We start from the raw sequence: 13241 nt of genomic DNA on the forward strand, positions 1-13241 counted from the left end.
CCAGCCTCACGGCATGGCTTTCAGAGACGGACATGGCCCGCAAGACCAAGGCAGAAGCCGAACAGACCCGGGAAGCGATCCTCGACGCGGCGGAAGCGATCTTCTTCGAGAAGGGCGTGGCGCGCACGACGCTGGACGAGATTTCCCGTGCCGCCGGGGTGACCCGCGGCGCGCTCTACTGGCATTTCCGCAACAAGGCCGACGTGCTGACGGCGCTGGTGGAGCGGGTGGAACTGCCCATCGACCGGCTGCTGGCCGAGATCGCCGAGGCCGACGCCGGCGAACGCGGCCTGCTCGGCCGCACCCGCGACCTGTTCCGCCGCGTGTTCCGCGAACTGGCGGAGGACGCGCAGCGCCAGCGCGTTTTCACCATCCTCATCCAGGGCACCGAACTGGTCGGCGAGATGCAGCCGGTGCAGGACCATTTCGAGGCCAAGGGCAATGCGCTGGTCGCCGCGCTCTGCCGGGTGATGGAGCGCTGCCGCGAGACCGGCGAGGTGCCGCCCGGCCTCGATCCGGCCCTGGCCGCTTCGGCCGTGCACGCCTTCCTCATCGGCATCCACATGCTGGCCCTGCGCTGCGGCGGCCCCATCGACCTGCGGCGCGACGCGCCGGCCATGATCGACATGTTCTTCGACGGGCTCGTCGGGCGCCCGGCCGGCTGACGACGGCGTGCCGCCTCAGGCGGCTTCGGCGAGGACCCGGCGCAGGGTGTCGAGGATGCGCGGGTCGCTGCTCTGCGCCACGTTGAAGCGCACGAACGACCCGGCCGTCTGCGACACGCTGAACACGTTGCCGGGGGCGAGGACGACCTGGCTTTCCAGCGCCCGGCGGGCGAGGGCGGCGGAGTCGTGGCCCGGCGGCAGTTCGCACCACAGATAGAAGCCGCCCCGCGGCATGAGCCACGGCCGGATGCCGAGCGGCGCGAGGCGCGCGGCCGTGTCGCGCCGGGCACGGGCGAGGCGGCGGCGCAGCTCCTCCAGATGCTTGCGGTAGCCGCCGGCCGCCAGCACGCCGGCGATCAGCTCCGCCGCCATGGGGCTCGGGCCGCCGAAGTTGGTGGCCACCTGCAGGTCGACCAGCGCCTCGATCCAGTCCGGCCGGGCGGCGATGTAGCCGCAGCGCACCGAGGCCGACAGGGTCTTCGAGAAACTGCCGATGCGCACCACCCGCTGCAGACCGTCCAGCGACGCGAGGCGCGGGGAGAGGTCGGGCTCGAAGTCGCAGAAGATGTCGTCTTCGACGATGGTCAGGTCGTGGGCGGCGGCGGTCACCAGCAGGCGGTGGGCGGTCTGCGGCGACAGGGTGGCGCCGGTCGGGTTGTGCAGGGCGGCGTTGGTGATGTAGAGGCGCGGCCGTTCCGCCGCCACCACCGCCTCGAAGGCCGCCGGATCGGGACCGGTGGGGCCGTAGGGCACGCCGACCACGCGCGCCCCGTGCGCCCGCAAAAGCGCCTGGAAGTTGAAGTAGCAGGGATCGTCGATCAGCACCGTCTCGCCGGGCCGCAGCAGGAACCGGCAGACGAGGTCGATGGCCTGGGTGCCCGAGCCGGTGAGGAGCATCTGTTCCGGCCCCACCTCCAGCCCTTCCGCCGCCAACCGGCCCAGCAGCACGCGGCGCAGCGTCATGGAGCCGCCGGTGGTGCCGTAGTCGGCCAGAACGGCATCGTCGTGGCGGGCGAGGCGGCGCAGGGCGCTGCGGATCGCCGCCGTCGGCATCCAGTCGGCGGGCAGCCAGCCGCAGCCGGGCTTGAGGGTGGCGGCGTCGGCATCCAGCGACTGGCGCGACACCCACAGCGGATCCACCGCCCGGTCGCGCCGCGGCGCCGTCTCGGCCAACGGCAGCGGCGGCACGGCACCGCCGGCGACGAAGAAGCCGGCGCCGCGGCGGGCGCGGATCAACCCTTCCGCCGCCAGCCGGTCGTAGGCCTCCACCACCGTCGACGGCGACACGCCCATGGTCGCCGCGAACTGCCGGATGGAGGGCAGGCGGTCGCCGGCGGCGAGGCTGCGGCTCGCGATCTTGCGCCGGATGGTCGCCATGACGGCGCCGGTGCGGGTGTCGTCGCCGCCGGCCATGGCGGTCTCCCTGCGTGAGTGTATGGTCTGCTGATGCAGTACAGTTCGGCGGAATTGTACTGCACTGTCCCTGGCCGGACCAGGGCCGTCTTCCTACCATCGCCGCTCCTGAACGAGAGGCGAGACATGAACCGGACTTTGGAAGGGTGGGGCTTCGGGCTCCTCGGCATCCTGATCTTCAGCGGCTCCCTGCCGGCGACGCGGGTCGCGGTGGCCGGCTTCGCGCCGCTGTTCCTGACGGCGGCGCGCGCCGCCATCGCCGCGGTGCTGGCGGCGCTGCTGCTCGCCGCCCTGCGACAGGCGCGGCCGGCACGGGCGGACCTGCTGCCGCTGGCGGTGGTGGCGCTCGGCGTGGTGGTCGGCTTCCCGCTGCTGACGGCGCTGGCGTTGCAGCACGTGACGGCGGCCCATTCCATCGTCTTCATCGGCCTGCTGCCGCTCGCCACCGCCCTTTTCGCCGTGGTGCGCGGCGGTGAGCGGCCGAAGCCGGCGTTCTGGCTGTTCTCCGGCCTCGGCAGCGCCGTCGTCGCCGGCTTCGCCCTCCTCGGCAGCGGCGGCGGCACGCTGACCGGCGACCTGTTGATGGTGGGCGCCGTGGTGCTGTGCGGGCTCGGCTATGCGGAAGGGGCGACGCTGGCGCGGCGGCTGGGCGGCTGGCAGGTGATCTCGTGGGCGCTGCTGCTGGCGGCGCCGGTGATGGCGGCGGTGGCGCTCGCCACCCTGCCGACGTCGTGGAGCGGCATCACCGCACCCGCCTGGGCGGGGCTCGGCTACGTCTCGGTGTTCAGCATGCTGGTGGGCTTCGTGTTCTGGTACCGCGGGTTGGCGGCCGGCGGCATCGCGGCGGTCGGCCAGCTGCAGCTGCTGCAGCCCTTCTTCGGCCTCGCCCTGGCGGCGCTCGTGCTGGGCGAGCCGGTGGCCTGGACCATGATCGTCGCGGCGTCCCTGGTGGTGCTCTGCGTCGCCGGCGCCCGCCGCTTCGCCTGACGCGGCTTCACCTGCGGCCTTGACGAGCGGGGCCGCAGTCGATTTCCTCTCCTGCCCAGTCATCACCAACGGACAGGACAGGATGCCCCAGCCCCATACGCCGCCGCCGGTCGTGGCGACCGACCACCGCATCGCCCTTCCCGGCGGGGCGATCTTCGTCCGCTCGTGGGATCCGGCGGGCGGCGATGCGGCGGCGGCGCCGGTGATGCTGATGCACGATTCCCTCGGCTGCGTCGACCTGTGGCGGAGCTTCCCCGAGCGCCTCGCCGCGGCCACCGGGCGTCGCGTGATCGCCTACGATCGCCTGGGCTTCGGCCGATCGGACCCGCATCCCGGCCGGCTGACCGTCGGGTTCGTCGCCGACGAGGCTGAGACGGTGGTGCCGCGCCTGTGCGGCGCGCTCGGCATCGAGTCCTTCGCCGCCTGCGGCCACAGCGTCGGCGGCGGCATGGCCATCGAGACGGCGGCCCGCCACCCGGACCGCTGTTGCGCGCTGGTGACCATCGCAGCGCAGGCCTTCGTGGAGGATCGCACGCTGGAAGGCATCCGGGCGGCCCGGCAGGACTTCCAGGACCCGGCCAACCTGGCGCGGCTCGCGCGCTACCACGGCGACAAGGCGCGGTGGGTGGTGGATGCCTGGACGGAAACCTGGCTGTCGCCGGAGTTCGCTGACTGGACCGTCGACGCGGCCCTGGCGGCGCTGCGCTGCCCGGTGCTCGCAATCCACGGCGCCGAGGACGAATACGGCACGGCGGAACACCCGCGCCGCATCGCCGAGGGGCGCGGCACGGCCCGCCTGCTGCCCGGCGTCGGCCACGTGCCGCACCGCGAGCAGGAGGCGCTGGTGGTTGATCTGGTGGCCGGCTTCCTGGCGGAGTAGGGGGGCGGCCTCAGGCCTGGAGCAGGCGCTCCATCAGGCCGTCGAGCCGCGTCTCCGCGCCGCCGCGGTACTGGATGACGAAGTTCTGGTTCTTCTCGAGCTGGATGCCGGTGACGGTGATCTTGTCGCGCAGCGAGTTGGCGAAGGTCAGCTCCAGCTTCATCTGCCGGCCGTCGAAGGTCAGCTTGTGGGTGACGTCGCTCTCGCGATAGTCCTTGAGGATCAGCGTGCTGCCGCCGAGGTCGCCGCCCAGCGTGTCGGTGCCGTCGCCGCGGCGATAGGTGATGTCGGCCACCACGCGGTCGAGCTGGATGGAGTCGTCGCCCGTCCCGCCATCGACCTGGGCGATTTCTTCCGCGGCGATGAAGTCGCGCCCGCGCGTCAGGGTGATGCGGTCGTCGCCGGCGCCGCCCTGGATCTGGCTGCCGTGGTCGGCGGTGATGGTGTCGCGTCCGTCGCCACCGTCGACGATGGAATTGGCACCGACGGTGATGCCGTCGTCGCCTTCGTCGCCGGCCACGACGGAGCCGTGGTCGACCATCACCACGTCGTTGCCTTCGCCGGCGCGCACCATGGCGTTGTCGCCGCCGAGAATCACGTCCTTGCCGCGACCGCCGACGGCGGCGCTCTTGTCGCCGACGGTGATGCTGTTGCCGCCGTCGCCGCCGGTGACGAAGGCGTTGTTGCCCGCCACCACGTCGCCGTAGCCGTGGGCTTCCACCACCGAGCCGTCGCCGACCCGCACCCGCTGGCTGGAGCGGGCGATGGCGTGCATGTTGTCCTCGCCCTTCAGCATGCCGCCGAACTGCTGCAGCTTGGTCAGGGCCGCACCCGCGCCGGCCCCGACGGCACCGGCCTGGGAATAGGCGCCGAGCTGGGTGAGGAACTCGGCATCCAGGTTCGCCCGCTTCATGTAATCGGGCGAGCGGTTGACGAGGTTGACCATGACGGCCTGCGCCACGTTCTTGGCGCCCAGCGTCTGGCTGGCCTTGTTGCCGGTGAGCTTGGACAGCATCACTTCCCGCGGCGTGGGGAAGAGGGTCGTGAGCAGGCGGATCGGTTCCATGGCGGCGCTCCGGGCGCCGGCGGTTGGGCGCCTCACGTTGCTTGCACTAAGGAAACTGTTATAGCCCGCTAGCGATCGCGCGGATACTTATCTACACGTATATATGCCTATGGGAAGGGAGGCGTAGAGCCGGCGTCAGAGGCGCGCGCGCCGCGGGAATCAGGAGCGCAGCCGCGGTTCCACGAAGTCGACCGCCATCTCGATCTGGGCCGCGAAGTCGTCGTTCCACGGCTGCGGCGGCATCCCGAGCATGAGCCGCAGCAGCGTCGGACCCTGCACCATCTGCAGGAACATGCCGGCGAGGCGCCGGACCTCCACATCCGACAGGTGCGGCGCGTGGGCGTGGAAGCGGCCCGCCACATGATCCACCACCAGCATGACCGCGCCTTCGTAGAACAGGCGGGCGAAGGCGGGAAACCGTTCCGCCTCGCCGATGGCGGCGCGGTAGGTGGCGAGCCGGTTCGGATCGGTCACCAGTTCGACGAAAGCGGTGCCGAGGGCGTGCAATTCGTCGTGCAGGGTCGCCGACTCGGGCAGCGGCGCGTGCGGAAAGCGGCCGGCACAGACCTCGTGCAGCATGGCCTCGAACAGCGCGTCCTTGCTGCCGAAGTGGCGGTAGACGGTCATCTTGCCGACGCCCGCCTCGGCGGCGACGTGATCCATGGTCGCGCCGGCGAACCCCTGGGACAGAAACACCTTCTGCGCCGCCTCCAGGATGGCGAGGCGCTTCTGCGGGTCGAGCGGGCGGGTCGACGATGATCTGTTTTCGGCCATGCCCCTTACATAGCAGGTGACTCCGCACTTGACGAGACGCATCGGTATCGCATCTAGTGAAACGAGACGATACCGTATCGTCTCGTTTTCCGTTCCGTAGGGAGAGTTCGATGGTGCACATGGCCCGGGCGCTGAAGGGGAGGGGCGGCATCGCCGCGGCGGTGGCCGTGGTGGTGCTGGCGGTGGGAGGCGCGGGCCTGGTGGCCGCCTCCGTCGGACCGGCGCCGGACGCACCCGCCGCGACCGCCGCACGGCTGCCGGTGGCGGCGCTGCAGGTGGAGCCGCAGGCCGGCCACACCGTCACCGACCGCTTCCTGGGCCGCCTGGAGCCGGCGCGCCGCAGCACGCTCGCCTTCGAGCAGCCGGGCCTGGTGACGGAGATCCTGGTGGAGGAAGGGGCGGCGGTCGCGGCCGGTGCGGTGGTGGCGCGGCTCGACGATGCAGCCCTGCTGGCCCGGCGCGACCAGTTGGCGGCCCAGCGCGACCAGGTGGCGGCCGACCTCGACCTCGCCCGCCGCACGCTGGATCGCCAGCGCACCCTGCGCGACCAGGGCCACACCCCGGCGCAGCGCTACGACGAAGCCCGCCTCGCGGCCCAGGCGCTGACGGCGCGCCTGGCGGAGACGGACGCGGCCTTGCGGGCGGTGCGCATTGACCTGGACAAGGCCGTGCTGCGGGCGCCCTTCGCCGGCACCGTCGGGCCACGCCTGCTGGACGAAGGAACGGTGGTCGGCGCCGGGGCCGCGGTGGTGGACCTGCTGGAAACCGGCCGTCCGCGCGCCCGCGTCGGCGTCTCGCCCGAGGTGGCGGCGCAACTCTTGCCGGGTGCGCCCGTGCGCCTGCTGGTCGGCGGTCGGCCCGTACCGGCCGAGGTGCTCGCCGTGCGGCCCGACCTGAGCGGGGCGACGCGGACCGTGCCCGTGCTGGTGACGGTCGACGCGGCGCTGGACGGCGGCTTCGGCGACACTGTGGAACTCCACGTCGACCGCACGATCCCGGCGCCCGGCGCCTGGGTGCCGCTGACGGCGCTGGTGGAGGCGCGCCGCGGGCTGTGGAGCGTCTTCGTCCTGCGCCCCGATGGCGCGACCGCGGAGGCCGGTCTGTCGGTCGTGCGTGAAAGCGTCGAAGTCCTGCATGTGGAGGGCGACCGCGCCTACGTCGCCGGGCCCCTCTCGTCCGGCGACCGCCTCGTCGCCGCCGGCGCCCATCGGGTCGTGCCGGGGCAGAGCGTTGTCGTGGCGCAGGCGGAGTGACGGCCATGGAAACCCTGTTCCTGCGCCGGCCGCGCATCTTCGCGCTGACCGTGCTGATGATCGTGGCGCTCGGCGCCTCGGCGCTGCTGACCATCGGCCGGCAGGAGGACCCGACCATCACCAACCTCTTCGCCACCATCGCGACACCCTTCCCCGGCGCCGCCCCGAGCCGGGTGGAGGCGCTGGTGACCGAGAAGATCGAGGACGAACTGCGCGGCATCTCCGAGATCAAGGAGATCCAGTCCACCTCGTCCACCGGCATCTCGCTGGTGCAGGTGGAACTGGCCGACACGCTGCCCGACGCGCGCCTTGACCAGGTGTGGTCGGAAATCCGCGACGCCCTCGGCGATGCCGCCCGCCAGTTCCCGCCCGGCGTGCCGGAGCCCGCCTTCGACGACGAGCGTACCGGCGCCTTCACCCTCATCGTCGCCCTGACGCCCCGCGAGGGCCGCACGGTGCCGCCCTCGGTGCTGCGCCGCCATGCCGAGGACCTGCAGGACCGCCTGCGCGGCCTGCCGGCGACGGAGGACGTGCGCGTCTACGGCGTGCCGGAGGAGGAAGTGCTGGTCACCCTCGACCCGCAGGCGCTGGCCGGGCTCGGCCTGACGGCGCCGCGGGTGGCGGCCGCCATCGCCGCCGCCGACGCCAAGGTGCGGGCGGGGCAGGTAAGGGGACGCGCGGCCGACCTGCTCATCGAGGTGGCCGGCGAGATCACCGACCTCGACCGGATCCGCGCCGTCACCGTGGCGACCGCCGCCGACGGGGCGGCGGTACGTGTGGGCGACGTGGCGACGGTGGAACGGTCCGTGCGCACGCCGGCGGCCTCCATCGCCCGCAGCGGCGAGAGCACCGGCGCCCTGGTGGCGGCCCGCATGCAGAGCGACCGCCAGGTGGACGCCTGGACCGCCCGCGCCCGCGCCGCCGTCGACGCCATGCGGGGGGCATTGCCCGGCAGCCTGGCGGTCGAGGTGGTGTTCGACCAGGGGCCCTACACGACGGAGCGGCTCGGCGACCTGACCGCCAACATGGCGGTCGGTCTTGCGCTGGTGATCGCCGTGCTGATGCTCACCATGGGGTGGCGGGCGGCGCTCATCGTCGCCGCCGTCATACCCCTGACGGCGCTGGTGGCGCTGGCGGTCATGCAGCGGGTGGGCATTCCCGTCCACCAGATGTCGGTCACCGGCCTCATCGTCGCCCTCGGCCTGCTGGTGGACGCCGCCATCGTCATGATCGACGAGATCCGCCGCCGCCTCGCCGCCGGTATGGCGACGGAGGCGGCGGTGGGCGAGGCGGTACGCCGGCTGGCGGTGCCGCTGCTGGCCTCCACCGTCACCACGGTGCTCGCCTTCCTGCCCATGGCGCTGCTGCCGGGGCCGGCGGGGGATTTCGTCGGCTCCATCGCGCTGGCCGTCATCATCATGCTGGTGGCGTCGCTGGTGCTGGCGCTGACCGTCACCCCGGCCCTCGGCGGCTGGCTGCTGCCGAAGGGTGCGCCGGCGGAGGCGCCGCGGCCGACCGCATGGGACGGGCTCGGCCGCCTGTTCGCGGCGAGCATCCGGTGGTCCTTGCGCCGGCCGCTGGCCGCCGTGGCGCTGTCGCTGGTGCCGCCGGTGGCCGGGTTCCTGCTGTTTCCGACGCTGACGGCGCAGTTCTTCCCCGGCGTCGACCGCGACCAGTTCTACGTGCAGGTCCAGCTGCCGCCCGGGGCGGCCATCGGCGAGACGCAGCGGGTGGCCGAGGCGGCGGGGGCGGTGCTGCTGGCGGCGCCCGGCGTGCGGCAGGTGCAGTGGGTGGTGGGCGAGAGCGCGCCGGCCTTCTATTACAACATGCAGGCCGACCGCGACGGCAACGCCGGCTTCGCCGAAGCCCTGGTCACCACCGACTCGCCGGCGGCCACCGACCGCCTGGTCCCGGACCTGCAGCTGCGCCTCGACGCCGCGCTGCCGCTGGCGCAGATCCTGGTGCGCGGCCTGGTGCAGGGCCCGCCCGTGGCGGCGCCGCTGGAGGTGCGTCTGGTCGGTCCCGACCTCGACCGGCTGCGCGACGCCGGCGAGGAGATCCGCCGCCTGCTGGCCGAGGTGCCCGACGTCATCCACACCCGCGCCACCCTGGTCGGCGGCGCACCCAAGCTGGTCTTCCGCCTGGACGAGGACAAGGTGCGGCAGGCCGGCCTCGACCTCGTGGCCGTGGCGGGTCAGCTCGACGGCCTGCTGGAAGGATCGGTCGGCGGCTCGCTGCTGGAGGCGACGGAGGAACTGCCGGTGCGGGTGCGCGTCGGGCCCGCCGACCGCGGCACGCTCGACGCCGTGCTGGCGATGACTGTCACCGCGCCGCACGGCGCGGCGGAGACCGGCTTCCCCGGCATCCCCCTGACGGCCCTGGGCGCATGGCGGGTGGAGCCGTCCGACAGCCCCATCGCCCGCCGCAACGGCGAGCGCATCAACACCGTGCAGGCCTACCTCGACCACGGCGTGCTGCCGGAGGAAGCCTTGCGCGACTTCCAGGCCCGGCTGGCCGCCAGCGGCTTCGCCTTGCCGCCGGGCCTGCGCATCGAATACGGCGGCGACAGCGACGCGCGGGCCGAGACGGTGACCAACCTGATCTCCACGCTCGGCCTCGTGGTGACGCTGACCGTCGCCACCATCGTGCTCACCTTCATGTCGTTCCGCCTGAGCCTGGTGGCGCTGGCGGTCTGCGGCCTGTCCATGGGGTTGAGCTTCCTCGCCCTGGCGGCCTTCGGGCACCCCTTCGGCATCCAGGCCCTGATCGGCGCCATCGGCTCCATCGGCGTGTCCATCAACGCCGCCATCATCATCATGACGGCGCTGCAGGACGACCCGCAGGCGGCCAGCGGCGACCGAGAGGCCATGGCGGCGGTGGTGGTGCGCTCCGCCCGCCACATCGTCTCGACCACGGTCACGACGGTCTGCGGCTTCGTGCCGCTGATCGTCGCCGGCGGCGGTTTCTGGCCGCCCTTCGCCGTCGCCATCGCCGGCGGCGTGCTGCTGTCGGCCGTGGTGTCGTTCTACTTCACGCCGCCCATGGTGGCCCTGGTCAGCCGCCGCCGGATCCCCGGCGCGGCGGCCGCGGCGGCGGCGTGAGGAGGCGGGCCGGGCACATTCAACCAAACGGTTGACAATTGGGCGGGAGGCGTCTACGTTCAACCACATGGTTGAGCAAACAGACGCCCCCCGCCTCGACGCGCTGTTCCACACCCTCGGCGACGCCACCCGGCGCCGCATGCTCCGCGAGCTTGCGGGCGGGGCGCGGTCGGTGAGTGAACTGGCGGAACCCTTCACGATCTCGCTGGCCGCCGCCTCCAAGCACATCAAGGTGCTGGAGGCGGCGGGACTGATCCGACGCGAGGTGCGCGGCCGCACCCACCTGTGCCGCCTCGACCCCGGGCCGCTCGCGACCGCGCACGAGTGGCTCGCCTTCTACGAGCGCTTCTGGACCGGGCGTCTGGACACCCTCGACCGGCTGCTCCGCGCGGAAGACGCGGCATCCCCCGAAGCCCCCACAGGAGACGACCCATGACCGAGACCCTCACCCGCGACGCGCACGGCGTGCTCGTCGAACCCGCCACCTTGAAGATCGAACGCCTGCTGCCCGGCCCCGTCGACCGCGTCTGGTCCTACCTCACCGACGGCGAGTTGCGCCGCCGGTGGCTCGCCGCCGGGGCCATGGACCTGCGCGTCGGCGCCGGTTTTGAACTGGTATGGCGCAACGACGGCCTGTCGGAGGCCGACGACGTGCGGCCGGAGAGCTTCCGGGAAGAGGAGCGGATGACGAGCCGCATCACCGAGGTCGACCCGCCGCACCGCCTGTCGTTCACGTGGATGGACGACGGCGAGGTGACCTTCGAGCTGACGCCGCAGGGCCGGGACGTGCTGCTGACGGTGGTGCACCGCCGCCTGCCGGACCGGGCCATGTCGCTCTGCGTCGCCGCGGGCTGGCACACCCACCTCGACATCCTCGTCGCCCGGCTCACCGACACCGCGGCGCCGTCGTTCTGGAGCACCTGGACGCGCCTGCAGGCCGAGTACGACAGCCGCCTGCCGAAGTGACCGGCACCCTCGCTGGCGGTCAGCGCTCGCTGGCCGCCAGTCGCAGGCCGAGGGCCAGGAACAGGGCGCCGAGCGAGCGGTCGAGCCACAGGCCGAAGCGGCGGCTGCGGCGCAGCGCCTCGGTCAGGCGGCCGCCGAGCAGCACCAGCGGCGGCTCCACCACGGCGGCGACCACGATCACCAGCGTGCCGTGGACCAGCAACTGCAGCCACACCGGTCCGGCGCCCGGTTCCACGAACTGCGGCAGGAAGGCGAGGAAGAAGATCGCCACCTTGGGGTTCAGCAGGTCGATGAGCACCCCCTGCCGGAACACCCGCCAAGGCGCCACCGCCGGCCCGGCGGCGGTGGGCGCGGCGAGGCTGCCGCCCTTGGACAGCAGCGCCTTGATGCCGAGCCAGACAAGGTAGGCGACACCCACCCACTTCACCACGGCGAAGGCGGTGGCGGAGGCGGCGACGATGGCCGACAGGCCGAGGGCCGCCAGCACCACGTGCCCGAAGGCACCGGTCCAGATCCCCAGCATGGCGGCGGTGCCGGCGCGCACGCCGCCGCGCACCGTATGCCCCAGGATGAAGGCGATGTCCGGTCCCGGCGACAGGTTGAGCACCAGCGCCGTCAGCAGGAAGGTCCCCCAATGGGCGAGGTCGTAGGACAGCATGGCGTGATCTTCCAGCGGCGGCGGAGGCCGGCAGCATAGCAGAGCCGCCGGCCGGTCGTCAGCCGGGCACCGGCGCCTCGGGGTAGCGGGGCGGACGGGCGCTTTCGAAGGCGTGGCAGACCGCCAGCACCGTCGCATCGTCGAACCGCGCCCCCACCACGTGCAGGCCCACCGGCAGCCCGTCGTCGCCGAAGCCGCACTGCACCGAGGCAGCCGGCTGCTGTGTCAGGTTGAAGGGGTAGGAGAACGGCGTCCACTCCATCCAGTGTCGCAGGCCCGAGCCCGGCGGCACGTTGTCGCCGAGCGGGAAGGCGGTGATGGGCACGCTCGGCGTGACCAGCACGTCCCACTCGCGGTGGAAGGCGGCCATGCGTTCGCCGAGTGCCGTGCGGGCGTCAACGGCGCGCAGGTAGTCGACGGCGGAGATGCGCGCCCCTTCCTCGGCGATGACATGCAGGCCGGGGTCGACCAGCTCGCGCTTTTCCGGCGGCAGGTTGGCGAGGATCTTGGCGGCGCCGGAGAACCACAGGGTGTTGAAGGTGTCGATGGGATCGGTGAAGCCGGGATCCACTTCCTCGACGATGGCGCCCAGGTCGGCGAGCACCTCCACCGCCTCGGCGACGGCGCGGGCGACGTCAGATCGTACGTTTACGTATCCGAGTGTCGGGCTGTAGGCGATGCGCAAGCCCCGCACGCCACGGCTAAGGCCGACGGTCCAGTCGCGGGTGAAGGGCGCGCCGGTCATCCAGTCGCGGTCATCGGGCTGACCGACGGCGGTCAGCATGAGCGCCACGTCCTCGGTGGTGCGGGCCATGGGGCCGAGGTGAGACATGGTACCCATTGCGCTCGCCGGCCACTGCGGCACATAGCCGAAGGTCGGCTTGATGCCGGCGGTGCCGGTGAAGGCGCAGGGGATGCGGATGGACCCGCCGGCGTCGGAGCCCTGGTGCAGCACGCCCATGTTGAGCGCCGCCGCCGCCCCGGCGCCGCCGCTCGACCCGCCGGCGGTGGTGCCGAGGTTCCACGGGTTGCGGGTGGCGCCGTAGAGGGTGTTGTCGGTGACGCCCTTCCAGCCGAATTCCGGCGTCGTGGTCTTGCCGAGCAGCACAGCCCCCGCCGCCCGCATGTGGGCGGTGAAGGGCGCGTCGACGTCCCACGGGCCGGCGGCATCGGTGGTGCGCGAGCCCTTGCGGGTCGGCATGCCGCGGGTCGGCGTCAGGTCTTTGATGGACGACGGCACGCCGTCCAGCGGCCCCATGGGCCGGCCGGCCTGCCAGCGCGCTTCCGACTCCCGCGCCGCCGCCAGGGCGCCGTCTTCATCGACGTGGCAGTAGGCGTTGACGGCCGGGTTGAAGCGGGCGATGCGGTCGAGCGCCGCGCGCGTCGCCTCCACCGGCGAGGCCTGGCGCCGGCGGTAGAGGCGCAGCAACTCGGCGGCGGTGAGGGTGCCGAGGTCGGTCTTGGGGGTGGTGCTCATG

12 protein-coding genes are annotated in these 13241 nt (G+C 72.8%); 7 read left to right on the forward strand and 5 right to left on the reverse strand.

Going from position 1 to position 13241, the window contains the following annotated elements; all coding sequences use genetic code 11:
• Nucleotides 1–32: 32 nt before the first annotated feature.
• Nucleotides 33–665, forward strand: coding sequence for a TetR family transcriptional regulator (locus CRP50_RS07885; protein WP_097278470.1), 633 nt, complete (start codon nucleotides 33–35; stop codon nucleotides 663–665).
• Nucleotides 666–680: 15 nt separating this feature from the next.
• Here the strand turns inward: CRP50_RS07885 and CRP50_RS07890 are convergent, their stop codons facing one another.
• Nucleotides 681–2078, reverse strand: a complete 1398-nt coding sequence (locus CRP50_RS07890) for a PLP-dependent aminotransferase family protein (RefSeq protein ID WP_176525080.1) — start codon at nucleotides 2076–2078, stop codon at nucleotides 681–683.
• Between the two features lie 126 nt (nucleotides 2079–2204).
• On the opposite strand from CRP50_RS07890, the gene CRP50_RS07895 reads away from it, so the two are divergent.
• Nucleotides 2205–3065, forward strand: coding sequence for a DMT family transporter (locus CRP50_RS07895; RefSeq protein WP_097278471.1), 861 nt, complete (start codon nucleotides 2205–2207; stop codon nucleotides 3063–3065).
• Between the two features lie 82 nt (nucleotides 3066–3147).
• The gene (locus CRP50_RS07900) at nucleotides 3148–3945 is read left to right on the forward strand and encodes an alpha/beta fold hydrolase (protein ID WP_097278472.1); all 798 of its coding nucleotides are present in this window, start codon (nucleotides 3148–3150) and stop codon (nucleotides 3943–3945) included.
• 10 nt (nucleotides 3946–3955) lie between these two features.
• On the opposite strand, the gene CRP50_RS07905 is transcribed toward CRP50_RS07900, so the two are convergent.
• Both CRP50_RS07905 and CRP50_RS07910 read right to left on the reverse strand, forming a co-directional pair.
• The gene (locus CRP50_RS07905) at nucleotides 3956–5011 is read right to left on the reverse strand and encodes a hypothetical protein (protein ID WP_097278473.1); all 1056 of its coding nucleotides are present in this window, start codon (nucleotides 5009–5011) and stop codon (nucleotides 3956–3958) included.
• A 159-nt stretch (nucleotides 5012–5170) separates the two neighbouring features.
• Nucleotides 5171–5785 (reverse strand): TetR/AcrR family transcriptional regulator, encoded by a 615-nt coding sequence (locus tag CRP50_RS07910; RefSeq protein ID WP_176525081.1) that lies wholly within the window; start codon nucleotides 5783–5785, stop codon nucleotides 5171–5173.
• A 110-nt stretch (nucleotides 5786–5895) separates the two neighbouring features.
• Between CRP50_RS07910 and CRP50_RS07915 the strand changes: the two genes are divergently transcribed.
• The 4 genes from CRP50_RS07915 to CRP50_RS07930 all read left to right on the forward strand — a co-directional run bounded on the left by CRP50_RS07915 (nucleotide 5896) and on the right by CRP50_RS07930 (nucleotide 11105).
• Nucleotides 5896–7038, forward strand: a complete 1143-nt coding sequence (locus CRP50_RS07915) for an efflux RND transporter periplasmic adaptor subunit (protein ID WP_097278475.1) — start codon at nucleotides 5896–5898, stop codon at nucleotides 7036–7038.
• 5 nt (nucleotides 7039–7043) lie between these two features.
• On the forward strand, nucleotides 7044–10139 hold the full coding sequence (locus CRP50_RS07920; protein ID WP_097278476.1) for an efflux RND transporter permease subunit: 3096 nt from the start codon (nucleotides 7044–7046) through the stop codon (nucleotides 10137–10139).
• A gap of 67 nt (nucleotides 10140–10206) precedes the next feature.
• The gene (locus CRP50_RS07925) at nucleotides 10207–10575 is read left to right on the forward strand and encodes an ArsR/SmtB family transcription factor (RefSeq protein WP_097278477.1); all 369 of its coding nucleotides are present in this window, start codon (nucleotides 10207–10209) and stop codon (nucleotides 10573–10575) included.
• A complete protein-coding gene (locus CRP50_RS07930) occupies nucleotides 10572–11105 on the forward strand; it encodes an SRPBCC family protein (RefSeq protein ID WP_097278478.1) in 534 nt (177 codons plus the stop codon). The genes CRP50_RS07925 and CRP50_RS07930 overlap by 4 nt, the downstream gene beginning before the upstream one ends.
• 19 nt (nucleotides 11106–11124) lie before the next feature.
• On the opposite strand, the gene CRP50_RS07935 is transcribed toward CRP50_RS07930, so the two are convergent.
• A complete protein-coding gene (locus CRP50_RS07935) occupies nucleotides 11125–11763 on the reverse strand; it encodes a LysE family translocator (protein ID WP_097278479.1) in 639 nt (212 codons plus the stop codon).
• Nucleotides 11764–11821: 58 nt separating this feature from the next.
• Nucleotides 11822–13240, reverse strand: coding sequence for an amidase (locus tag CRP50_RS07940; protein WP_097278480.1), 1419 nt, complete (start codon nucleotides 13238–13240; stop codon nucleotides 11822–11824).
• Nucleotide 13241 lies beyond the last annotated feature (1 nt).

Source organism: Caenispirillum bisanense (genome assembly GCF_900230255.1).
GTDB lineage: Bacteria > Pseudomonadota > Alphaproteobacteria > Rhodospirillales > Rhodospirillaceae > Caenispirillum > Caenispirillum bisanense_A.

What these genes read in the sequence shown, in the direction of transcription:
- CRP50_RS07885 (WP_097278470.1), top strand. Translation starts at nt 33, where the DNA reads ATGGCCCGCAAGACCAAGGCAGAAGCCGAACAGACCCGGGAAGCGATC.
- CRP50_RS07890 (WP_176525080.1), bottom strand. Translation starts at nt 2,078, where the DNA reads ATGGCCGGCGGCGACGACACCCGCACCGGCGCCGTCATGGCGACCATC.
- CRP50_RS07895 (WP_097278471.1), top strand. Translation starts at nt 2,205, where the DNA reads ATGAACCGGACTTTGGAAGGGTGGGGCTTCGGGCTCCTCGGCATCCTG.
- CRP50_RS07900 (WP_097278472.1), top strand. Translation starts at nt 3,148, where the DNA reads ATGCCCCAGCCCCATACGCCGCCGCCGGTCGTGGCGACCGACCACCGC.
- CRP50_RS07905 (WP_097278473.1), bottom strand. Translation starts at nt 5,011, where the DNA reads ATGGAACCGATCCGCCTGCTCACGACCCTCTTCCCCACGCCGCGGGAA.
- CRP50_RS07910 (WP_176525081.1), bottom strand. Translation starts at nt 5,785, where the DNA reads ATGGCCGAAAACAGATCATCGTCGACCCGCCCGCTCGACCCGCAGAAG.
- CRP50_RS07915 (WP_097278475.1), top strand. Translation starts at nt 5,896, where the DNA reads ATGGTGCACATGGCCCGGGCGCTGAAGGGGAGGGGCGGCATCGCCGCG.
- CRP50_RS07920 (WP_097278476.1), top strand. Translation starts at nt 7,044, where the DNA reads ATGGAAACCCTGTTCCTGCGCCGGCCGCGCATCTTCGCGCTGACCGTG.
- CRP50_RS07925 (WP_097278477.1), top strand. Translation starts at nt 10,207, where the DNA reads ATGGTTGAGCAAACAGACGCCCCCCGCCTCGACGCGCTGTTCCACACC.
- CRP50_RS07930 (WP_097278478.1), top strand. Translation starts at nt 10,572, where the DNA reads ATGACCGAGACCCTCACCCGCGACGCGCACGGCGTGCTCGTCGAACCC.
- CRP50_RS07935 (WP_097278479.1), bottom strand. Translation starts at nt 11,763, where the DNA reads ATGCTGTCCTACGACCTCGCCCATTGGGGGACCTTCCTGCTGACGGCG.
- CRP50_RS07940 (WP_097278480.1), bottom strand. Translation starts at nt 13,240, where the DNA reads ATGAGCACCACCCCCAAGACCGACCTCGGCACCCTCACCGCCGCCGAG.